The organism is Litorilituus sediminis, from assembly GCF_004295665.1.
GTDB lineage: Bacteria > Pseudomonadota > Gammaproteobacteria > Enterobacterales > Alteromonadaceae > Colwellia > Colwellia sediminis.
Genome location: NZ_CP034759.1, coordinates 3,885,306 through 3,906,971, shown reverse-complemented (window position 1 = coordinate 3,906,971; position 21,666 = coordinate 3,885,306). Strand labels below are relative to the sequence as shown.

Annotated in this window: 17 protein-coding genes; 9 read left to right on the top strand and 8 right to left on the bottom strand. The window is 39.1% G+C overall.

Annotated features, from left to right (window positions below):
- Window positions 1-75: 75 nt before the first annotated feature.
- The 5 genes from EMK97_RS17285 to EMK97_RS17260 all read left to right on the top strand — a co-directional run bounded on the left by EMK97_RS17285 (window position 76) and on the right by EMK97_RS17260 (window position 3,496).
- Complete coding sequence (locus tag EMK97_RS17285; RefSeq protein WP_130604032.1) at window positions 76-438, top strand: GntR family transcriptional regulator; 363 nt, start codon at window positions 76-78, stop codon at window positions 436-438.
- Window positions 438-1,295, top strand: a complete 858-nt coding sequence (locus tag EMK97_RS17280) for an ABC transporter ATP-binding protein (RefSeq protein WP_130604031.1) — start codon at window positions 438-440, stop codon at window positions 1,293-1,295. Before EMK97_RS17285 ends, EMK97_RS17280 begins: the two co-directional genes overlap by 1 nt.
- Window positions 1,295-2,200 carry a hypothetical protein gene (locus EMK97_RS17275; protein ID WP_130604030.1) on the top strand — a complete coding sequence of 302 codons (906 nt, stop codon included), beginning with the start codon at window positions 1,295-1,297 and terminating at the stop codon, window positions 2,198-2,200. The genes EMK97_RS17280 and EMK97_RS17275 overlap by 1 nt, the downstream gene beginning before the upstream one ends.
- 107 nt (window positions 2,201-2,307) lie before the next feature.
- Complete coding sequence (locus EMK97_RS17270; RefSeq protein WP_130604029.1) at window positions 2,308-2,559, top strand: cupin domain-containing protein; 252 nt, start codon at window positions 2,308-2,310, stop codon at window positions 2,557-2,559.
- Window positions 2,560-2,914: 355 nt separating this feature from the next.
- Window positions 2,915-3,496: a GNAT family N-acetyltransferase gene (locus EMK97_RS17260; protein ID WP_130604028.1), complete on the top strand. Its 582-nt coding sequence runs from the start codon at window positions 2,915-2,917 to the stop codon at window positions 3,494-3,496.
- A 13-nt stretch (window positions 3,497-3,509) separates the two neighbouring features.
- Here the strand turns inward: EMK97_RS17260 and ushA are convergent, their stop codons facing one another.
- Entirely contained in the window at window positions 3,510-5,168 is a 1,659-nt protein-coding gene (gene ushA / locus EMK97_RS17255; protein ID WP_246028824.1) for a bifunctional UDP-sugar hydrolase/5'-nucleotidase UshA, read from the bottom strand.
- 39 nt (window positions 5,169-5,207) lie between these two features.
- The gene (locus EMK97_RS17250; RefSeq protein ID WP_342774609.1) at window positions 5,208-5,738 is read right to left on the bottom strand and encodes a DUF2937 family protein; all 531 of its coding nucleotides are present in this window, start codon (window positions 5,736-5,738) and stop codon (window positions 5,208-5,210) included.
- A 211-nt stretch (window positions 5,739-5,949) separates the two neighbouring features.
- Between EMK97_RS17250 and EMK97_RS17245 the strand changes: the two genes are divergently transcribed.
- The 3 genes from EMK97_RS17245 to EMK97_RS17235 all read left to right on the top strand — a co-directional run bounded on the left by EMK97_RS17245 (window position 5,950) and on the right by EMK97_RS17235 (window position 8,030).
- The gene (locus EMK97_RS17245; RefSeq protein ID WP_130604026.1) at window positions 5,950-6,678 is read left to right on the top strand and encodes a FimV/HubP family polar landmark protein; all 729 of its coding nucleotides are present in this window, start codon (window positions 5,950-5,952) and stop codon (window positions 6,676-6,678) included.
- Window positions 6,679-6,695: 17 nt separating this feature from the next.
- Window positions 6,696-7,226 (top strand): SRPBCC family protein, encoded by a 531-nt coding sequence (locus tag EMK97_RS17240; protein WP_130604025.1) that lies wholly within the window; start codon window positions 6,696-6,698, stop codon window positions 7,224-7,226.
- Window positions 7,227-7,292: 66 nt separating this feature from the next.
- Window positions 7,293-8,030, top strand: a complete 738-nt coding sequence (locus tag EMK97_RS17235) for a substrate-binding periplasmic protein (RefSeq protein ID WP_130604024.1) — start codon at window positions 7,293-7,295, stop codon at window positions 8,028-8,030.
- An 87-nt stretch (window positions 8,031-8,117) separates the two neighbouring features.
- Here the strand turns inward: EMK97_RS17235 and EMK97_RS17230 are convergent, their stop codons facing one another.
- The 6 genes from EMK97_RS17230 to EMK97_RS17205 form a co-directional block, all read right to left on the bottom strand.
- The gene (locus EMK97_RS17230) at window positions 8,118-8,504 is read right to left on the bottom strand and encodes a GFA family protein (protein ID WP_130604023.1); all 387 of its coding nucleotides are present in this window, start codon (window positions 8,502-8,504) and stop codon (window positions 8,118-8,120) included.
- A gap of 176 nt (window positions 8,505-8,680) precedes the next feature.
- Complete coding sequence (locus EMK97_RS17225) at window positions 8,681-11,260, bottom strand: hypothetical protein (protein ID WP_130604022.1); 2,580 nt, start codon at window positions 11,258-11,260, stop codon at window positions 8,681-8,683.
- 99 nt (window positions 11,261-11,359) lie between these two features.
- The gene (locus EMK97_RS17220) at window positions 11,360-11,989 is read right to left on the bottom strand and encodes a GntR family transcriptional regulator (RefSeq protein ID WP_170176803.1); all 630 of its coding nucleotides are present in this window, start codon (window positions 11,987-11,989) and stop codon (window positions 11,360-11,362) included.
- Window positions 11,990-12,388: 399 nt separating this feature from the next.
- The gene (locus EMK97_RS17215; RefSeq protein WP_130604020.1) at window positions 12,389-14,566 is read right to left on the bottom strand and encodes a winged helix-turn-helix domain-containing protein; all 2,178 of its coding nucleotides are present in this window, start codon (window positions 14,564-14,566) and stop codon (window positions 12,389-12,391) included.
- Window positions 14,567-14,728: 162 nt separating this feature from the next.
- Window positions 14,729-17,581: a TonB-dependent receptor plug domain-containing protein gene (locus tag EMK97_RS17210; protein ID WP_130604019.1), complete on the bottom strand. Its 2,853-nt coding sequence runs from the start codon at window positions 17,579-17,581 to the stop codon at window positions 14,729-14,731.
- 700 nt (window positions 17,582-18,281) lie between these two features.
- Window positions 18,282-18,818: an SRPBCC family protein gene (locus tag EMK97_RS17205; protein WP_130604018.1), complete on the bottom strand. Its 537-nt coding sequence runs from the start codon at window positions 18,816-18,818 to the stop codon at window positions 18,282-18,284.
- A gap of 367 nt (window positions 18,819-19,185) precedes the next feature.
- On the opposite strand from EMK97_RS17205, the gene EMK97_RS17200 reads away from it, so the two are divergent.
- Window positions 19,186-21,255, top strand: coding sequence for a M13 family metallopeptidase (locus EMK97_RS17200; protein WP_130604017.1), 2,070 nt, complete (start codon window positions 19,186-19,188; stop codon window positions 21,253-21,255).
- Window positions 21,256-21,666 lie beyond the last annotated feature (411 nt).

Here is a 21,666-nt window from a genome sequence, read left to right as displayed (position 1 = left end):
AATTTAATTTGCTCTAGGTGTGCTGGTGATGTATAACACTATATACAAATTTATAAAAAGTACTTGGGCGATGACATGACAGCACAATGGAATAATGAAACTCCCATCTACTTGCAGCTCTATCAGCAAGTAGTTTCAAGGATAATAGATGGCTATATCAAAGAAGGTGAAGCGCTCCCCTCAGTAAGAAGTGTGGCGGCACAATATCAACTAAACCCGATAACCATTTCAAAAGCTTATCAAATGTTGCAAGACGAAAATCTAATAGAAAAGCAACGCGGTAAAGGTCTATTTGTAAAACAAGGAACCCAAGAAATTATGCTAGCAAGAGAAAGAGAGGCCTTTTTAACCAAGCAGTGGCCAGAAATAAAACAGCAAATCTCTAGGTTGCAACTGTCAGCTGCTGAGTTACTTGCCAACATTACGGAGGATAAGTAATGACAACATTGATCACAACGAACAATTTAAGCAAACAATACCATAATAAAAAGGTCGTAAATGAGGTCAACCTGACGATTGAAGCAGGGCAAATTTTAGGGTTAGTTGGCCCTAATGGCGCAGGTAAAACCACGTGTTTTCAGGCTATATTAGGGTTAACTGATTTTGAAGGTAGCGTTGATGTTTTAGGTTATAACCCCAATAAAGAGCGCACCGCAATGCTAAAAGACGTTGCTTACATCGCCGACGTCGCCGTATTACCTAAATGGATGAAAGTTGAACAAGCCCTAGTTTACATGGCTGGTGTTCACCCTAATTTTGATCGAGAAAAAGCCGAAGCTTTTCTCGCGAAAACCAATATTGCCAAAAAGTCTAAAATTAAACAGTTATCTAAAGGCATGATAGTACAAGTTCATTTAGCATTAATTTTAGCTATCGACGCTAAAGTACTTATTTTAGATGAACCAACACTGGGGCTAGATATTTTAACAAGACGCCAGTTCTACACGCACTTATTAGAAGACTTTTATAGCGAAGATAAGTGCATTATCGTCACCACACATCAAATAGAAGAAATTGAACACATTCTCACTGATGTCGCTTTTATTCAAGAAGGCAAAGTGGTGTTATCAGACAGTACAGAGCGCATTAAAGAACGCTTTAAACTGGTTGCAGTGAATCATGAGAACCTCGCACAAGCACAAGATTTACAGCCACTAACGGCTAATAGCATTATGGGGCTTACTACCATGTTATTTGATAATGCCAATGATGCACAACTTTCAGCATTAGGTCATATAAGCTCACCAAGCTTGGCAGACATATTTGTTGGTGTAATGACCAAGGAGGCTTGCTAATGAATATCTTACAAATAAAAACAAGTATTCAAAAAGAAATGTGGGAGTACAAAAAGATCTTTTTATGGCTACCTATAACCATTGCCGCTCTGATCATCTTAGCTCCCATAGCGGCTTATTTATTGTCTGATTCTGCCAATGGTTACTGGCTTGGCAGATGGGAGCAATTAGCTGAAGCGCAAAATAGAGCTATGTTTAGCAAAATATTTTATAGTTTTGTCTCTGCCTTATTCGCCCCTTTTTTACTGGTTGCGACTTTAGTTCAGCTCTACTACTTTATTGCCTGTTTATTTGATGAAAGGCGTGATCTTTCCATTTTATTTTGGCGCTCTTTACCGGTTTCCGATGCCATGAGTGTTGGCGTAAAACTATTGGTTGGCGCATTAATATTACCCGGTATATTTTTACTGGCAGCAACAATAACACTTGCCCTATTCTTACTGGCAGGCTTTGTACTATGTTCAGTCATATCAATAAGCCATGATATTTCATTATGGGGCTTATGGGCTAGCAGCGACATTATCAGCAATACATTAAGTATGTGGGTAAGCTTGATACCATACAGCTTATGGCTATTCCCTGTTTACGCTTGGTTAATGTTGGTTTCTATTTACGCCAACAAGGCGCCATTTTTATGGGCAATAGTACCTGTAGTACTCATCATATTGATCGAATCATTTATCGTGCAATACTTCAATTTTGATTCCAGCTTCTTTGTCAACGCACTAACTAATTACTTTGCCATTGATAACGAAGCAGTTAAGTTATATGTAGACAATAAAGTCACGGTATCGACCATTCCTATGTCTATTTTTGCCGATAAAGTCAGCTTCGCAGGTATCGCAGTGGGTAGCGTATTTTTGTACTTAGCCTATTGGTTTAGAGCAAATCGCAGCCATAGTTAAATCAAAAAATACAAACTAACCATAAAAATACCTAGCGACTAATACCTAGCCACTATGGCTAGGTATTTTTTTGCGTTATGCTGGTAAAAAAGTGACAAGCAATGACTATGAATATTTTTAATAACTTACCTGATGATTTATCTGAAGAAGTCTTTGAAGACCTCATTAAAACAAAACACTTAAAAATAGAGCGCATCATCTCTAAAGGGCAAACCAGCCCGGAAGATTTTTGGTATGATCAACAGCAAAATGAATGGCTTATTGTGCTAAAAGCTAGTGCAATCATTGCCTTTGAAAATCAAGCAAGTATCACACTAAAGCAAGGTGATTATCTTATACCAAATGAAATAATTATTTGACCAGTTCAGAGCTATGTCAGGGAGGTGAGAATAAAGCAAATTTATGCTGCTGTAGTCATTCTCCAGCAAAGAAATTTGTAAAATTATCATCTTCCTGACAAGCTCCCAAGGGCGAGTTTAAAAGGCATATATGCTGTGTTATTGATTTTGATAAGGGAATAACCATTCTCCGCAATCAATGCCTTGCCTATAAGCCTTATAAATCTCGCTGAATGAGCAAATAGTTAATTCAATTGGTATTAATATTAAAGCGCATCAAAAACATCGCGTTCACTGGACCAAGCCTGATACAGAAACCATATGGTTAGCTATTCATTATTAAGGTGTGTTAAGTAAAATTTAAAGGAGTAAAACTATGTTAACTATCACTGAAAATAGTGAGTTCTCAGCACCGACATTGCAGGCTGAGCATATCTATTTACGTACAGGCAAAATAAGTGATTTTGATGCCATTAAGGCTTATCGACAAGATGAAGAGAATTGTAGGTATATTAGGCCTGCAGAAGACGATGCCACCACATTAAAAATGGTTGAGCAACTGAGTAGCCCATGGCAATTAAGTCAAGGTCGCTGGAATGGCTTAGTTATTTGCCAAGCTAGCAATAATGAAGTTATCGGAGAGATTGCATTTAATATTGAAGATTGGACGCATCAGCGTGCAGAAATAGGCTATCGACTAACTAAAACTGCCTCAGGAAAAGGCTATTGCACCCAAGCTTGCCAATTACTAATCGACTTTCTTTTTAAAGAATTTGGCTTTGTTAAACTGGTTGCTAAGTGCGATCCGAGAAATATTGCTTCATATAAAGTGATGGAGAAGCTCGGCTTTATCCGTGAAGCTCACTTTAAACAGCACTACCTATTGGGCAGCGAATGGACAGATCAATATGACTATGGCCTGTTAGCTACTAACTGGCTAGCACAACAAGCTCAATAACGTCTTTGTTCAGTTACTTAGGCTCATACTGAGTAACGTCAATAGGGCTATTGTTACTGATAAACTCTTTTAACACTTCAGCATCAATATAATGAGTTGCCACATAACCTGGATGTTCAAGTAGTTTAGGGTAACCATCACCACCTGCGGCATTATAAGAGTTAATACTAAAGCGATACTGCTTATTTGCTGCTATCGGTTGCCCTTGAATACGGATATCTTTAATTTGGCCATTAACGCTTTGCAAAGAGACACCATAAAATTGAGTATAAGCGCCTGAATCAGGTGGATACTTCGCAATTGTGGTGAGATATTGCTCTAGCTCTTTACCTAACATATCAACATAAACAATACGGTTCTTAAACGGATGTACCGAGAGGATTTGCTTATAATTAACCTCACCCGCATCAATAGAATTTCGAATACCGCCTGAGCTGATAATACCAAAATCCGCATTGACTTTAGCCATTTGCGCTGCTGCAATTAAGCGACCTAAATTAGTTTGTTGAAAGCGTACAATGCTTCTGTCACCTTCTAATCTGCCATTAATTGAGCCAACTGGCTTAAGAATTTTCCCTTCACCCTTTTGCTGATACGGCAATAAAAATTGATAAATATCAGCATCTTTTTCAAGCTCGCCACCAACAAACTTCTCTTGCACGCCATCAGTTTGCTTATGCTTGTTATTAATTAAATTAACAGGAATTAACTGATAAGAAACCAGGTTTACCTCTTGATTAATTATTTCAAATTCCGCCTTACCAACGTACTTGCCCCACTCATGCGCTTGCATAATCCAAGTGCCATTTTGTTTATCAGGCGTGCAATTATCACCGGGTTGATAGTCAGTTAGCGCTTGATTTTCTTGCGCCATACACACAGGCTCTTGCGAGTGACCACCAATAATAACATCGAGCTCGCCCTGCGCCATGCCTCTTGCTAAGGTGACATCACCCGGAGCATTAATACCATGTTTAGCATCAGTAAAATGTCCCATATGGGTCACGGCAATGGTGATATCTGGCGTTGCGGCTGCACGAATTTCTGCCAATGCTTTTTTCGTAGCAGCAACTGGGTTGGTAAATGCTAAGTGAGAGATATATTCTGGATTACCAATAACTTCAGTATCCGTTGTTGTTAAACCAACAAGGGCAATACTGATATTACCTTTTTGAATGACACTCGTTGCTTGATAGGCATACTGCCCTGTTGTTTTATCAATAATATTGGCAGATAACAGCGGAAAGTTTGCCCATTCATGTTGTTTCTCTAGCACCGAAAGAGGGTTATCAAACTCATGATTGCCAATCGCCATGGCATCATAACCTAATAACGACATGCCTTTAAAATCAGGCTCAGCCATTTGCATATCTGATTCAGGTACACCGGTATTAATATCGCCACCCGATAATAAAATGACCTCTTGCCCTTGCGCTTTTGCTTGTGCCCTTAATTTATCTAGCAAGGTTTTTCTTGCTGCCATGCCATATTCGCCTTGCTCGTTGTGCCAAAAGCGACCATGGTGATCATTGGTATGTAATATCACTAATTTCTTAACATCAGCTGGCGGCGCTTTAACAAAAACACTATCCGCACAACCAGACAAAAACAAGCAAGTGGCAGCAATAACAACAAAGCGAGTACGAGAAATAAGCATGATAAAGTTCAACATAAAAGCGAGATTTTTAGATTGTAAAACAAACCTGTCCAATTAGTCATGTTTTTCTTTGCTTGGCATAAGGGCATGTGCTCTTTGTCTGCGTTTTCTAACATAAGTAAACAGCAACACAGGTGAAGTAATCACTAAATTTAACAATAAGGCAAATACTACGCTAAAGCCAATCGCGTTAGCAGATAAAGGCACGCCCAAAGTAAAATGAGTTAATGTTTTCTCTAAATAGGAAAAATGCGCTGGCTGTAACATGGTATAAGCTTTTTCAATTAAGTTGCCGGTTTCAAATACCTGATTAAGCTCAATTAAACTCTGATGTAGTGCCAAGGTATCAAGCTTTTGCTGGGCATCTGTACGCACGCTTTTAACATCATTTTGCAAATGATGAGCTATCATGGCATTCACATCCTCATATTCATGTAAACGGGCTGTTTGCTGATACCCTAATACTTGCGCGTGAGTCGCCTGATAAAGGCCGAAAATAAACTGCTGATAATGATCAGCCAACTGCGGCACTTGTAGCGCGATAATTAAGCTTAAGCCAAAAATCAATTTATCTATTAATCGCATAAACAACTAGCCTCCCCAGAACTAAACACTTAGCTAAGTTTTTAACACTGCCTAAACTGACTATACCTTGTCACCATGTTAAATCAATAACGCAGTGAAGGGTTAACTAAGCAAAGAGTGAAAACAGCTATCCGCATATAAATTACTCTTTAAAGTCAATTGAATTTAATGCTAATGTTAATGAATTAGCATTATAGTTTACGGGTACTCAATGGTTGTTCAAAAAAAACTCTCTGTCTTTATCCTGTTATCAGCGCTGTTTTCTGCATCAAGTTTTGCCAAGATAAAGCACATAAGCCTGCATGAAATTGAGTCCTCAGGCGAGCAAGCGCTTTCGATAAAGTTGAATATTGTTGAGCAACGAGCCAAGCCCATTAAATTTACCTTAGTGAGTCAAAATGCTGAATGGCCGCTAGAATTTAAACGATTAAATGATTACATGCTGCGAATTAAAGGCAGCATGGCACTAAAACTACCTGCTAGAATCAATGTTTATGAAAAAAACAGTAGTCAATGGCTCAAGGTTAAAGAGGTCCCGTTATCAAAAGAGCGTGCGACATTAGCATCTGATAAAACAATTATCAGCAGTGCAATCAAACCCAATGACAACTTTGCTACGACAAGCATTAAAAATGATATTCCCCCCGTTGTCACCCAAACGGGTATTAACGCGCAAAAACAGCAGTGCTTATTAACCAGAAAGAATAATAATGAGACCTTGTGGAGTATTGCCAGTCGCTACAAGCTAGAGTGGAGTACTGATGTCTATAGCGCCATGATAGCCATATATCAAAGTAACTTAGCCCAGTTTAATAATCAACATATTAGCCAATTAAAAAGTGGCGCTTTACTTGTGTGCCCTAACCCACAATCCCTTGCTAAGTTAGGCGGTAAAAAACAAATGCAGCAAAAATTTAACGCTTTAAATAATCGCAAATGAAATAATGGATAAAATTCATGTTACACACGCATATAGTAATAAAATTATTGGTTATCGCTTTACTCGTTATTTCACCAGCGAGTCACAGTGAAGTTATTAGTAAAGCTGATAATGGCTTTGTTATTAACATTGAAGTACAAGTACCTGTTGATACAGAGACAGCTTATCTACAGTTTCTAAAAGTAAGTCAATGGTGGCATCCCGATCACACCTGGTTTGGCAAGTCAGAGAACTTAACCATAGACGCTAAAGTTGGCGGCTGTTTTTGTGAAATCGAAGGTGATAAGCAAGCACTTCACATGTTAGTCACTTATGTAGAGCCTAATAAAGAAGTACGTATGACAGGTGGTCTAGGTCCATTACAAATGCTGGGAGTGCATGGCGGTATGGCGTGGAAATTTACCCATATTGATGCAGATAAAACCAAAATAAGCTTTCAATATCAGGTGACTGGCTATGTAGAGGGCGGGTTAGATAAACTCGCCGATATAGTCAATAAGGTGCAAGCGCTACAAATCAATCGTTTGCAAGAAAAGCTTAGCCTTTAACTCCAATATTAATCAGCGAAAATAAGCCCTGCTATACTAAATCTTGATGTTAAGGAGGGACAAAATATGAAAGCTGTTGTCAGCTTTGCGCTAATAACTTATCTACTCACACCGCAGCTGGTTTGTGCAAAAAAAACTATTTCCATAGGCACTAGTGAAGCGCCACCACACACAATTAATGGCAAAAATAAGGGCATTGATTTAGATATCACCGCCCTTGTTTTAAATAAATTAGGCTATCAGGTCAACTTTCATTTTTTCGGCTTAGCACGCTCAGCTATTGAAGTGCACGCAGGCAGGTTAGATGCAACAACCCCTATTTTTTGGCAAGAAGACAAGCCAGGGATCTATAGTTCTAATGCCATTATTAACTATTTACCTACTGTTTTTTCTTTGGCTAAAAATGAATTTTCGCCAAAAAGTCTGACAGATTTGGCAGGTCACTCCATTATCACCTTTCAAGGGGCAAAAGGTTATTTCGGCGAAGAGTTCGTTATGCTTTCACAACAAAGTCATTACCATGAAGTGAACGATATGAGTGTCATTCCCCAGTTACTTTATAAAGAGCGTTTTGATTATGCCGTTTTAGATAAATACGTTTTTTATTACTTCTATTTTCAATCAAGCGAAGACAAGAGAAATGATATTTTTGACGAGTTTAATTTGATTCCACAAGTACCTTCAAGCGTCGCTTTTCATGATAAGCAACTACGTGATGAATTCAATGACATGCTAAAGCAAGTCAAAACCACTGAAGAATACCAAGCCATTATCAAGCGTTACTTTAACCGCACTCAGCCATAATTATTGTCGACAGCGCGTATGACCTATTTATTAGTTGCATAGCAAAAAACCACTTTTGCGCCATCCACTGTTATTTTTTGCCGCCTGCTATTGCACATCCAAGCTCTTGTGCTTTAACTTCTCGGCATTAGCTTCCCAATTCTGGCCATCAAAGGCGACAACCTTAACTGACTTAGGCTTTTCATCTAAACAGCGCAGATTAATATCGACACCATCAGGATTAGAGCGGGGAATATAAAAAGGCTTACAACCGCAGACCTTACAAAAGGTATGCTTAGCTACCTTACTATTGAAACTATAGGTGGTCAGACTGTCTTCACCAGTTAATAAGGTAAATTTCGATTTAGGTACAATTAAATGTAAAAAGCCAACTTTGCTGCAAATAGAGCAATTACAGTCTTCCACCTCTATCTCTTCTGGACATTCCACGCTAAAGGTTACTGCTTGACAATGACAACTGCCTAAATATTTCATAACACCGCCTTATACCAAATTGATTTAATTATCTTGGTATTTAACTTACCATCAAAATCAAACTGGCTGAATTAAAAACTTTGGCCCAAATAGTCAAACTAAAAAAGCCGATAGCAAGGTTATTTTACTATCGGCTTATTAAGCTCTGCGGGTTATTCCCTACGAATTATTCAATCTTAGCGGTTAAACTTCGCTGGCACGTAAGGTAAACGCTTTCTTACTAATACCGGCTCGCCATCAACCTCAGCAACAACGCTCACTTCATACCAAGCATCATGCTCTAACTCTTTTTCTGTCACGTTAAATTTATGATTAAAAGCTAACTCTTGATACGGCTTAATTGAAAACTTCTCACTTGCGCTTTCTTTTTTGCCACTATGGTATAAATCAATCGTTATCTCACCTTGGGTTTTACCTGCAAATGGCCCATGCAACATGGCATTTACGGTAAAGTTGTCGTCTTGATAACTGCCATCAATACTGGCTAGCTGATAGCCATTATACTTTTTGGTTTTTTGCTCAATTTGCTGAGTTATAGCTTGTTTATGCCACTGGTAATTAAGGCGAGTAGAAACCATTTTACCTTTCGCTAATAAGCTTTCTGGTACCAATACTGTTTGCTTTTCACCAGCCTTAATCGCCACAGAAGTTTCAGCTGATTGCGTACCTGCAACAGTAAAGCTCACCTTAGCTTGTACATCTTCTTGGCTGTGGTTGGTAATAATAGCGTATTGCTTCAACGCTTTAGTGCTTGCGCCTAACCAATCTACTTGCAACTGAACACCAGATAACTCAACAAGTGCGTTATTAAGCTTGGCACCATCTGCCGCAAGTTTTGCCATACTTGCCACAACCGCTTTAATTTCGCTATCTGCCGTTTTAGGGCTTAATGCCGCTTTATTTAAGCGATTAAAAGCATCACGCCATGACTGTGGCGTTTGCTTGCCCGCCTTCCAATTTGCACGAGCAAAACGTTGTGCTAGCTTATCACCTTTAAAGCCCCAAGCATTGGCTGCGGTTTGCTGCGAGTAATCTGCTTTATTTGGATTTAAATCTCGTCCATCGTCAATATATGGCGTTATACCATGTTGATTATCTGATGAAACCAAGCCAAAGTTACGATTAACTAAAGCATCATACTGCTCAGGCGAAATTGGCTCTTTCACTACAAAAGTTTTCGCATCATCAGCTTTTACTGTGATCACTAACTGCTGCTTGGTTATGGTGATAGAAACCCCTAACTCAGGCTCTGCTTGTTTAGCTAAACTTGCGCTAATATCGCTTGGTAAATCAACCACACGCTTTTCACCGTTTAAGTTGCGTGCATCAATAATTAAGCTACTAGCAGCGCTTACTTCAATACGTAGCTGCTCATCTAAGTCAGTGTTAGCACCTTTCCAGCCTCGGTAGTCTTTTGCTTTTGCTTGACTGTTCTCTTGTGTAGATTTCACACCTAACGACATGCCTAATTTACCTTGAGCTAAACTCGCTTTTTTATAAGTAAGCAAGTAGGCAAGTGTTGGCTGTTCGACACCACGCTTAGCGGGTAATAATAAATCGCTAGCATCAGGCGATGGGAAATCTATCATAAATGGACGGTAGCTTGGCTGCTCTGCCGGTGTCATAGTAAAGCCAACACGCTGCGGCGCATAGTCATAATTTGACTTACGCTTATAAAACATATTGCCATCCATTTCCCACTGACCACGACTTGCAACCACATGGGTTTCATCGATATCAGCGACCCAAGCGGCAAAGTTTCTCTCTAACTCAGCCCAATCAGGTACAACAGCTTGCAAAACTTCAAGCGACTTGGCTCTGCTATCGGTTTGTAAACGCATAATTTCCTGATGATAAACTTTCATATATTGAGAGTACTCAGGGTTGTTATACATAAACTGGGTAAAGAGCACATTTAAACCACGGTCAAAACGTTTACGGTTGTGAATATCGACGATAGTAGGTTGTTGATATTTTTTATATGAGGCCAGTCCCCAGCTCATCATGTCAAAAATAGGCACATCATGACCAAATACGGTTAACTGCTTTTTCTTGCTATTAAAGTTATGGTTTGCGGCAGAATCACCCAAACCTTCACCATGCCATGAAGGTGTCCAAGGGTAATTACCTAGTGCCATTTGATAAGAATGCATGGTTTCATGAATCGCAATATAACGTTGATGCTGCGGACGCTCTGTTGGGAAACTATAACCTACCCAGTTATAGTACATGGCTTCGCCACCAGCGGTATGGTGAATACCGCGATTAAAGCCATCATCAAACATGGCAGTGCGCAACTTATCATTACTGGTGGCATAGGTTGAAGCAATACGCTGCTGATCAATATTTGCCGGCTCCATACCAAAATATTCAACATAATATGGGTAGGACAGCTCTAGCAACTCTAAAAAGAATTTTGCTCGCTCTGCTGGATAGTCTGTTTTTAAAGCAAAGTGTTTACTTACATACCAGTCAAAACCTTCGGTATTATCAACTTTGCCATCACTAAAAGTGAACGGGATTTGTTTGCCTACATAAGCAACATCAATATGGTTCACCGTAGAAACCCGAGCATTGGTTACTACATCAGCCACCATGTCAGTAGGTGCAGGAATAGCTTGCACTCTTGTTAAGTCTTGTTGCATTACTGCAACTGAATTATTAACCGCTGTACTTTGAGATGTGCTTGGTGTACTGGTTTGCGCACACGCTCCAAGCAGCACCAAAGTAGATAATAAACTTAATTTAAACTTCATAGCTAGCCTTCAAAATTGAATAACAAAGCTTCAAAAAATACAATATACACTTCAATTAAGCAATATTAATTGTAACTCAGGTGTACTTTGCTGCTCTGGTCATAATAATTGTCTTATCTCATTTTTTCTCGCCAGCAAATGCGATTTTAACTCTGCAACGGCTCTATCTGTTTTTCGTTCAAGACAATATTGTAAAACTTTACTATTGACTGCCACTTTATCGCCATGAAACTTTGAGTAATAAAGTCGACTATAACGCTCAGTTTTACGCCTTAACGAATTGAGAATTTTTTGGGTTTCAGGACGTTCGCTGCCAGAATACAAACAATCGTAATATTGCGTAGATAGCTCGCTCCAATCATTGACATTATCGGCGTCTTTCAGCTTGTTTAGGATATCTTTTGCTTCATTAAGCTTACTTTCAGATAAATTGACAATAGAGTTAGCCAAAAGATCGGACTCAAGTAGCATTTTTACCGAGAACAACTCATCAACATGGGCTGAATCGACTATTTTAGCAATCGCACCTCGATTAGATTCCATGGTGATAAAGTCCTCGCCTTTTAATAGCAAAAGTGCTTCTCGTACAGGGTTTCTACTGATGTTAAATTCATTGGCTATTTTATCCAAATTAATCCTTTGCCCAGGCTTAATTTCACCGCAAATAATCTTCTCTCTTAGTTGCTCAACGACAAGCTGAGCAATGGTCTTATGTTTAATTTTATTCATTTTAATTAACATACCTCTCAATATTTTCTGCTAGTAAGCTAGGTAATACCAAGTGAAATAATACTTACCACTAGCATCGGCTAACCTAAACCTTGGCTAACCTGATCAAGATAGAATGTAATATAAGTTAAAAATAACTGTAAGAGCCTGAAAAGTTCATAAATGAAGTCACAAAGAATCATTTAGAAAAGCAGATGATTCCTCTTCATCAGTCACCTTTTCAACGTATTGAATAAAAAGGATAAATCAAAAAAAAACAACCAACACCCCATAGGAAAAACACAGAAATCAACTGACCTAATTGATAATAAATGATCAATTATTATTGCTAAAATAACGCCTCGAAAAAAAGTGAGCCGCGTATCAACTCAATCGCTTTAAACACAGGCTTTATTTTGATTAATTGATAAGTAATAACGAGCTATTATTATCAACCGACTCTATCAAATAAAGGTATTTTTCATCATCACTGAGGACAATATTGGGGTAGTTGTCTTTACTTTTAACCACATAGCTTGTGCTTTCATCGGCAAAGCGATAGTAGTAAATCGCATTTTGCGTCACTGCGACTCTATCCATGTAGTATATACCTTGCGACGTTACAACAAAATCATTCACCGAGTAACGATTATTTATATGCGTTCGATCTATAATTTTACGCTCCTCACCTGTAGTTTTATCAACAGCGTAAATATCATAACCAGGCTCTTTCGAATAATAAAAATTGCCCTTATTATCTTGATGAATACTATTGGCAGACTTTAGTTTAGCTAGCTTGGTTAAAGGGTAACCACTCGCGCCAATTTTTACCGCACTTGGCTCTCCTTGCTTAAACCCAGGGATAAATAACTGCGTTGCATCATTAGAAAAACGGGCGGCATAAAGGTTTTCATTATCAGGACACAAAGGCGTATCTTTACCATCAACAATACTAATCAAGCGACAACTGTTGTTGATTGATAACAGTGCGGATTCTGAGGCACTATGCCAGTCAATACTTAGCGGATAGCGATATTCAGGCTTTTCATTAAATGCCTCTAATTTACTGGCCTGCCCTTGCTTATACTTCCATAATTCAACATGAAAATTTGGCTTGATAGAAGCAAACAACAAGCCATCATTATCAATGCCAGCAATAGAGCGAATTGACATATTATTATTAACCACCACTTCTGAGCTACCATCACCACCCGTTATAGGGTTATTAATACGAATAATTTGGGTTGTTAAAGACGATAGCCCCCAATCTTGCTGCATAATAAATTGTTGTTTATTAGGAACTTTCAAAGGCCAATAACCTAAATGCTTTTGTGTGGATATTCTTGTTAGCTGTTTATTAACTATGTTGTAGCTAGACAAGAAACCTTGTTGGTCAACAAAATAAACCTCACTACTGTCATCAGAAAAACTAACATTAATATTGTTTTCGCTACTTTCAACGGATGTTTCTAGTAAAGACTTGGCCTGTAAGTCATACAAGAAGAGACTAAAACCATTACTGGATTTTGCCCGCATAATCGCAAGCCACTGCTTATTTGGTGAAGCCATCACGGCAAAGTCTCCCGAGCTATTTAGCGGCGGAGAGGTCACTTGTTCAGAGCGATCTAATGCTAGGTTATATTGATACACCCTTAGCGGAGCATTATCAGCTTGCTGAGCGGTATAAAAGAACTGACTGTTATCAAGCCAAGTAATCGCTGGCGATAAGTTATTATCGTCAAGGGGAATGATCAATTTAGCCTTGCTTGCGGTTAACCGCTGTGGGTTAAAGTCTGCGATATAAATCCCGTAGTCATTGGTATAACGAATAAAGGCAATATAACGCTTGTTAGGCGAGATACTGACAAAGTTATCGTTTGACTTTTCTTCAGGAAAAACTTTTTGCGCATCTGAACTAGAGTTAAGCATTTTGGCATAAAGTTGCCATGGCGAATCTCTATTAACTCGATTTGAATAAATTAAAATTTCGCCATCTTCAGATATAGCTGGGCTTTGCTCCCGACCTACTTGAATCGTTAAGGTTTCACTTTTGTCATACATTTTGGCGCTAGAAAATAGCATTACCAGCAAAGCTGACAATAAAGCTAAGCCTACAATTAAGCCTGATAAATAAACTAGCCTTCTGCGTTTATTCTGTATTTGACTGCTAGGCACTTTAACAGCACTTGATGTGGCGTTTAGCAAGGCATCAGCTTGATTGCTAGGCAAAGTTTCAGATTCTTGCCCTTGTTCTTCTTGGCTTTCATCTAACCAAAGCGCAGCGGTAACTAAGCGATAGCCACCTTTACTGCCAGTTACCGTATGGAAGAATTTAGTTTCGCTATCCAGCTTAGCTAAGGTTTGCCGCAAACTATAAATATGGTTATTAATCGTATGGTTAGATGCAGTCGGGTTTTGCCAAACCTCCTCTCGTAAGCTATCTCTGCTAACAACTTGATCATTGTGCGCTGCAAAGTAACAAAGTACTTTCATCGCCATCGATTTAATTTCTATGGTTTTGCCATCACAACTAATTTCATCTGTGGCTGGATGAACGGTAATATTGGCTAACTTAAATGGCTGTTGATTATCGTGCATACTAAAGCGTTCTATTTATCGTTTTGGTTTGAGCAGCATTCATTTCACATTCTCATTTTGACAAAATATTGTCAATTACCCCTATGAGCAAAAAAAAAAGCACAAACCCTAAGATGCTTGTGCTTTGATTAAAAATTAACAAGTTAATTTCTTAATGGTGAATTAAAACTCGTATGAGAAACCGCCATAGAAGTAACGTCCCATAGAGTCATACTGTGCTCGCCCGTATGAGGTTTCAGGGTGATTGAAGTAGTTTTTATCAAAGACATTACTGATACCAAAATACACATTAGTGTTATCATTTACATCATAAGCAATTCGGGCATCATGCATAATTGAATGTGGTGCGAATGGCTTATCATACAGATCATAGGTTCCGTATTCAGATACTTGGAAACCATCGGCATAGTTGGTTGTCCAGTAAACCTCTAAATCTTCATAAGTATACGTTGTTACCAAACGAGCCTTAAGCTCAACATTGCGATAACCTATACCTGTCACGTCATGGATACTATCTTCATCTGAATCTCGATAGGTCGAATCTAAAAGCTTCGTTACATTAAAAGCAAAGTCAATCTCACCAAACTTATCTAACCCCTGTAAATAAGAAACCTCTATATCTATCCCTTTTATATGCACGTATGCTTGGTTAACCGTGGTATTTAGAACATCAACAATATTACCGTCACTGCCTCGCGTAACTAAAGGGCAATACACACTATTATTGATGTCCTCTTCTTTAGAGCACTTATCTAACGTGTTTTGAATACCAGCACTGCCCATGGCATCTTCCAATTCGATGTCATAATAATCTACAGTAAAAGATAAATTATCAACAAAACTAGGTGTATATACGATACCTGCAGTCAAAGTATCTCCACTTTCAGGCTTCAAATAGCTATTACCTGTAGTGGTTACATCAACACCAGCATTTACACGCGCTAGAGAATCAAAGTTTTCTGGGTCATCAATGCCCCATGCCTGACAGTTAGCTATAACTTGTGCTTTGTGTTCTGCCGGCGTATTCATTATCTGAACTTGGTCACAAGGATCCAATTTACCAGACGAAAAACCCGTTCGAACCGCTGAAAATTGCTCGCTCAACTGAGGCGCTCGAATTGTATGAGCCAATGTTGAGCGCATAGCCAAGCCATCAATAATGCTCCATGTTGCACCTAACTTCCAAGTTTTATGGGTGCCAGCATAGGTGTAACTTGAAATACGGCCTGCGGCACTTAACAATAATTCATCAATTAAAAAGACATCTGATATAATAGGAGCTTCCACTTCTAAAAACATTTCTTGAATTGTTTTTGCCGCTTTCCACGGATGTTTTTCCGTATCAGCAATGCCACTTTGCCAGGTTTCATCCACTTCCATATCTATTGATTCGCGACGAATGTCAATCCCCGCAGCAAACAATAAGCCGCCAGCAGGTAAATCCATAAGATCACCACTTGTAGAAGCTGAAAATGTACTCTGTTCCGTAGTAATTTGACTCCCAAATGGATCAAGCGTGATATAGTCAAGCGCCTCTTGTGACATAGATACCAATGGGTGGCTGCTAGGACAATCAAAGACATCTACACCACAATATTGACCATCATCATTGGTAACAGAGTCATGACCATCACTGAATCGATATTTATTTGTGTAGTTACTTAGTACTGTATCATGGTTAGTTTTACCACTTGAAACATATAGATCCCAGCTCCAGCCATTTGAAAATTCACCAGTTAGTGTGCTGGTAAAGGCTAATAAATCGCGTTCAACATCACTGGTACGTGGGCCTAACTCATTTAAGCCAATCGAGGTGACAAAATAGCCGCTATCTTGTGCGAGCAAATCTTGTATATGCTGCGGTCTTGCTATGCTGGCATCAAAATCACCATCATTTAGCCAGCCACTCCAATAGTTAAACTCTGATGAAATTTGGTTTTGACTCTCTACCTTGGTATAGCGAAAATCAGCTGAAAAATGAATATCATCGGTTAACTCATAATTTACTAAAGTATAAAACGTTGCACGTTCATAAGGGCTATTTACCTTGTTATAACGGTTAATATGCCAACCAGTAGCATTGTCACTTTCTTGTAAATAAAAAGGTGAGCGCCAGTCGTCCCAGTTATACATATATACTGATTCATTACCGGTAACATTATAGAAGTTTGTGTTACCAGTATCAGCGTCATAAACCCCCATCATTTGGCCATGTACATTATAATCCGGCCAAGCTAAATTATAGCCAGCAATTTTATTGGGGATGCCGTCATCAGGATCACTGGTATTATCGGGATTATTCAGCCAAGATGTTTGCTCGCCTGAGCCTGGGCGATTCATTAAGCTGGCGCCTTTCTCATCAAAATAATCTAATGAGAAAACCACATTACCTTTATCATTATTAAAGTTGTGGCCTGTGGTAATAGTAAATGAAGCCGCTTCACCATCACCTAAATCCGACTCGCCATACTGAGCAGAAACACGTGTGCCTTCATACTCTTTTTTCATAATAAAGTTAACAACACCAGCTACCGCATCAGCACCATAAGTAGCCGCAGCACCACCGGTAAGTACGTCAATTCTGTCTATTAAATCTACTGGTATATACCCTGTATCAGTTGCCATAAAGCCATTATCATAAGTTGACTGAACAACTCGACGACCATTTACAAGAACAAGTGTTCTATCTGTACCAAGGTTACGTAAATTAACTAGATTTAAGCCAGCATTACCAAAGCTTGAGTTACCTTGAGAACTATCAAAACCCATTGCAAACTGCGGTAATTGAGTAAGTAATTCATTTGCATTTAAAATACCCGAAGATTTAATAGCTTCAGAGCCAATAGATACTACAGGTGACGGCGTTTGCGTGTTAATGCGAGCAATGCGAGAGCCGGTAACTTCAATACGTTCAACATCGGCAGAGTCATTTTGTGTTACTTCCTCTGCCAATGTATGAGTTGAAGACAATGCTGCTATAAGCGCTAAAGCAACAGGCGATGTTGTAAATCTCATTTATTATTCTCCAATATATGTCTCATGCAAACTTAGAGGCGGTGCTAAGCGTTCTGGAATTCCCTTTCGCTTTATTTAGACTTTTCGCCTTTTTCTAAGTCACATTCGTTGCAAAAATGTCTAGTTACCTTGGCAAAGTGCCCCATAGCTAACTGCAATTTATTTGTCGTTATAATTAGCTAGCCTGCCAAGGTGCATACAATATATGGCTGTACAGCATTTTCTGTAAACACCCGTAAAATGGGCGTTTCAGGCGATAATCTAGGCCAAATGATTTTTTAAATAGACATTCAGCCTTACCGACTGATGATTCTGAAAGCAGTGATTCTTATAGTGAAAAGAAGTAAGTTTTGAAGAAGTAAGATTGCAAAGTAGACAATGACAAAATAACTAGCCTTTGCGGACAAATAGCAGTCAGTTGATATTTTATTTGATAAAAAATGATGACAAGTTATCAGCAAAGTTTGCTGAACTGATAAATTAGTCTACCTCGTAGTGTTAATTAGCAGCTTTGTGAGTATTTAATTGCCAACACAACAAGGCAATTGTTAGCACAACAGGACAAAAAAACGAGTTATAGGGTAATTACCTATAACTCGTTTTAGCATCAAGCATCAGCTAAGCACTAAATTAAACTAGATAGCAAAGCAGTACCTAGATAGCCTTTATAGCGTTATTAAAACGCTCACTGTTAACTAGGCTATTGCGACTCTTGCAGCGTTTTTAAATTATTTAACCCTGTTTGTAAGTCATCGCCAATAATTTGTTCGAAGTCCATAAATAGCATCATCAAATTCATCGGGTAATCTAAATGACCACTAAAGCCCCATTTCACTTTGGTTTGATTTGCAGAAATCCCCTCAGTGGTCATATAGGCTGGCTCAGTTGCTTGAAAAGGTTTTAGAAAACGCAATTGAAAATCAACCCTTTTACCCTCAACAATCGCCATGATTTCTTGCTCACCACTACCCACCTCTTCATTATCTGACTGCCAAGCAGAAACAAAGCCAACCGTGCCATCAACACCGCGATATGATTTTTTCATATCAGGATCCATCAAGGCCCACTTACTATAGTTATCTTGATTCTTTAAGTGTTTTACATAAGCAAAAACCTTATCCACTGGTTGCTTGATAATCACCTCACGTTCAACGTCATAACTATCTTTAACAAATAATGCTGCCACCAAAGGTAATAACAAGATAATAAACAGTGTTAGTGCAATTTTCTTAAGCATTACTTTCCCTTACTTTATAGAAATTTATTTTTACCTTAGTTCATTCTGGTAGAGCAATTCAAAGTTTGCAATATCAAAATCATTTTCTGCATTTACCGAAGCATTAATTGCCAGCCAATAATCAGGCTGAGCTAGCACCCACAGCAAAGGTCTTAATCCGCCTAAGCATCAACTTTGCCGGCACTCACAGCATTATTAGCAAAAAATCAGTTAAATCACCGAGAAAATAAGGTGATTTATCGTAACTTGATTGACTTTTGCTGGTTCTTCTAGATGATAGGCAGGTTATATGTAACAAATTAGCAACAAGGCCTTAACAAAGGCATAAACAGTTAGCTAATTTGCCAACACACCCAGGGAGTAACCAATGAAAAAATCTTTAATTGCCGTAGCGCTAGCAACTAGCCTACTTAGCGCTTGTGGCACCTCAACTACACAGCAAGACACCAGTAGTACTGAAGTTAAACAAAGTGCTGGCAAAGCAGAGCTAGGCAGCTTTGGTGTTGACTTAAGCGCGCGTAACGAAGCGATTAAACCAGGCGATGACTTCTTTATGTATGCGAGCGGCACATGGTACGACAACTTTGTTATGCCAGCAGATAAAACTCGTTACGGTGCATTCACAGGCTTGGCAGAGCGTAGTGAAAAACAAGTAAAAGAAATTATCGACGACATCACTAGTCGTAAAGACTTAAACGAAGAAGAGCAACTAATCGCTGATTTTTACCACGCCTACATGGACACTGATACCATTAACAAGCTAGGTATCAAGCCAATTCAAAGCACTTTAGATGAGATCAGTGCCATTAAAAATACTGATGATTTAACCAAAGTATTTGGCGGTGCTTGGTTAACAAGTGCCCGCTCACCTATTGGTGGCTACATGTGGTTTAACCGTTTAGATCCAAACCAATACGAAATGTCATTAGGTGCTGGCGGCTTAGGTTTACCAGATAGATCTTACTATCTAGAAGATAGCGAGCGTTTTGCTAAAACACGCGACGCTTACGTTGCCCATATCAGCAAAATGTTAACCTTTGCTGGTATTGAAAATGCTGACAAACGTGCCCAAGCCATTTTAGATTTAGAAACAAAAATTGCTCAAGGTCACTGGCCACGTGAAAAGCGTCGTAATCGTGATTTAACTTTAAACCAAGTTAAGCGCACTGAGCTAAGTAAAGAATACCCAGGCTTTAACTGGGATCTGTACTTTGCGCAATCTGGTCATAAAGTACCGCAATTAAATATTTTACAGCCAGAGCCTGTAAAAGCGATGATTTCCCTGATAAATTCTGAAGACTTAAGCGTATGGCAAGATTACTTAACCTTCCATACTATTTCAGGTAATGCTGGCTTATTATCAGAAGAAATCTACGCCGCTAATTTTGAATTTTTCGGTAAAGAGCTAAACGGCCAGCAAGAGCCTCGCCCACGTTGGAAGCGTGCTATTAGTCAAATGTCAGGCACGGAATCACTAGGCTTTGCCATTGGTAAAGTATATGTGGCTCGTTACTTCCCTGAAAGCTCGAAAAAGCAAATGTCTGAGCTGGTTGAAAACTTACGTACTGCTCTAGGTCAGCGTATTGATAATTTAGATTGGATGGGTGAAGAAACCAAAGTTAACGCTCATGCCAAGCTTGCTGCCTTTAACCCGAAAATTGGTTACCCTGATGTATGGCAAGAATATGATGGTTTGAACATTTCCAAAAAAGACCTTGTTGGTAATGTGCAAAACTTACGTAAATTCTTTAATGATGACAGCGTCGCTAAAGAGCTAGAAAAAACTGATCGCAACCGTTGGGGTATGACGCCACAACGCGTGAATGCCTATTACAACAGCTCATTTAACGAGATTGTTTTCCCAGCAGCCATTTTACAACCACCATTTTTTGATCCTAACGCCGATCCAGCCGTGAACTATGGCGGCATTGGCGCGGTTATCGGTCATGAAATGGGTCACGGTTTTGACGATCAAGGTTCAAAATCAGATGCCAATGGTATTCAACGTAACTGGTGGACAGACCAAGATAGAGCAGCCTTTGAAGCCAAAGCTGATCGTTTAGCCGGGCAATACAGCAAGTACGAACCAATTCCTGATAACTTTGTTAATGGTCGCAACAGCTTAGGTGAGAACATTGGTGATGTTGGTGGTTTAGCTATGGCATACCATGCCTATAAGCTAAGCCTAAATGGTAAAGAAGCGCCTATTATTGATGGTTTAACGGGTGATCAACGTTTCTTCTTAGCATGGGCACAGGTATGGAAAGAAAAACGTACTGAAAAAAGTATGTTAAACCAATTACGTGCAGGTACTCATGCACCGGGTAGATTCCGTGCGTTAGCGCCAAGAAACCACGACGCTTGGTACAAGGCCTTCAACGTACAGCCGGGTGATAAGCTTTACTTACCAGAAGATCAACGCGTACGCATTTGGTAATTATCAAAGCGATATAAGAGCATTAAACATGCCAGCCAATTGACTGGCATTTTTTTTATCCCACTGCCGATATTAACTAATACCTACTAGCATATAACGCTGACAACTGCGCATATAAGTCATGGTCAATACCAACAGGATAATTGATATGGCTTAACAAAACGGAGGGAGTTTATAGATTTTAATCAGAGTATTGACTACATTTAGCCATATATACATGCGACTTATTTAAACTCAGCTTTGCATAAGAAACAACCTATAAATCAGTAAAAATAGCAGCTATAAGCACATAGCGTATGTGAAGCTGAAGTTATATAATCGCCGCTTTATATTTAGATAATCATAGCTAAGCAGCCTAGCTCGCACACTGGTAATGAAACATAACTGATGTTAATTAAATCAAACAAGCTT

Bases quoted from the DNA above. Each gene is read 5' to 3' on its own strand.
- EMK97_RS17260 (WP_130604028.1), top strand. From the start codon at position 2,915: ATGTTAACTATCACTGAAAATAGTGAGTTCTCAGCACCGACATTGCAG.
- EMK97_RS17250 (WP_342774609.1), bottom strand. From the start codon at position 5,738: ATGCGATTAATAGATAAATTGATTTTTGGCTTAAGCTTAATTATCGCG.
- EMK97_RS17285 (WP_130604032.1), top strand. From the start codon at position 76: ATGACAGCACAATGGAATAATGAAACTCCCATCTACTTGCAGCTCTAT.
- EMK97_RS17235 (WP_130604024.1), top strand. From the start codon at position 7,293: ATGAAAGCTGTTGTCAGCTTTGCGCTAATAACTTATCTACTCACACCG.
- EMK97_RS17245 (WP_130604026.1), top strand. From the start codon at position 5,950: ATGGTTGTTCAAAAAAAACTCTCTGTCTTTATCCTGTTATCAGCGCTG.
- EMK97_RS17205 (WP_130604018.1), bottom strand. From the start codon at position 18,818: ATGCTTAAGAAAATTGCACTAACACTGTTTATTATCTTGTTATTACCT.
- EMK97_RS17210 (WP_130604019.1), bottom strand. From the start codon at position 17,581: ATGAGATTTACAACATCGCCTGTTGCTTTAGCGCTTATAGCAGCATTG.
- EMK97_RS17225 (WP_130604022.1), bottom strand. From the start codon at position 11,260: ATGAAGTTTAAATTAAGTTTATTATCTACTTTGGTGCTGCTTGGAGCG.
- EMK97_RS17200 (WP_130604017.1), top strand. From the start codon at position 19,186: ATGAAAAAATCTTTAATTGCCGTAGCGCTAGCAACTAGCCTACTTAGC.
- EMK97_RS17240 (WP_130604025.1), top strand. From the start codon at position 6,696: ATGTTACACACGCATATAGTAATAAAATTATTGGTTATCGCTTTACTC.
- EMK97_RS17215 (WP_130604020.1), bottom strand. From the start codon at position 14,566: ATGCACGATAATCAACAGCCATTTAAGTTAGCCAATATTACCGTTCAT.
- EMK97_RS17270 (WP_130604029.1), top strand. From the start codon at position 2,308: ATGAATATTTTTAATAACTTACCTGATGATTTATCTGAAGAAGTCTTT.
- EMK97_RS17230 (WP_130604023.1), bottom strand. From the start codon at position 8,504: ATGAAATATTTAGGCAGTTGTCATTGTCAAGCAGTAACCTTTAGCGTG.
- EMK97_RS17220 (WP_170176803.1), bottom strand. From the start codon at position 11,989: ATGAATAAAATTAAACATAAGACCATTGCTCAGCTTGTCGTTGAGCAA.
- EMK97_RS17280 (WP_130604031.1), top strand. From the start codon at position 438: ATGACAACATTGATCACAACGAACAATTTAAGCAAACAATACCATAAT.
- ushA (WP_246028824.1), bottom strand. From the start codon at position 5,168: ATGTTGAACTTTATCATGCTTATTTCTCGTACTCGCTTTGTTGTTATT.
- EMK97_RS17275 (WP_130604030.1), top strand. From the start codon at position 1,295: ATGAATATCTTACAAATAAAAACAAGTATTCAAAAAGAAATGTGGGAG.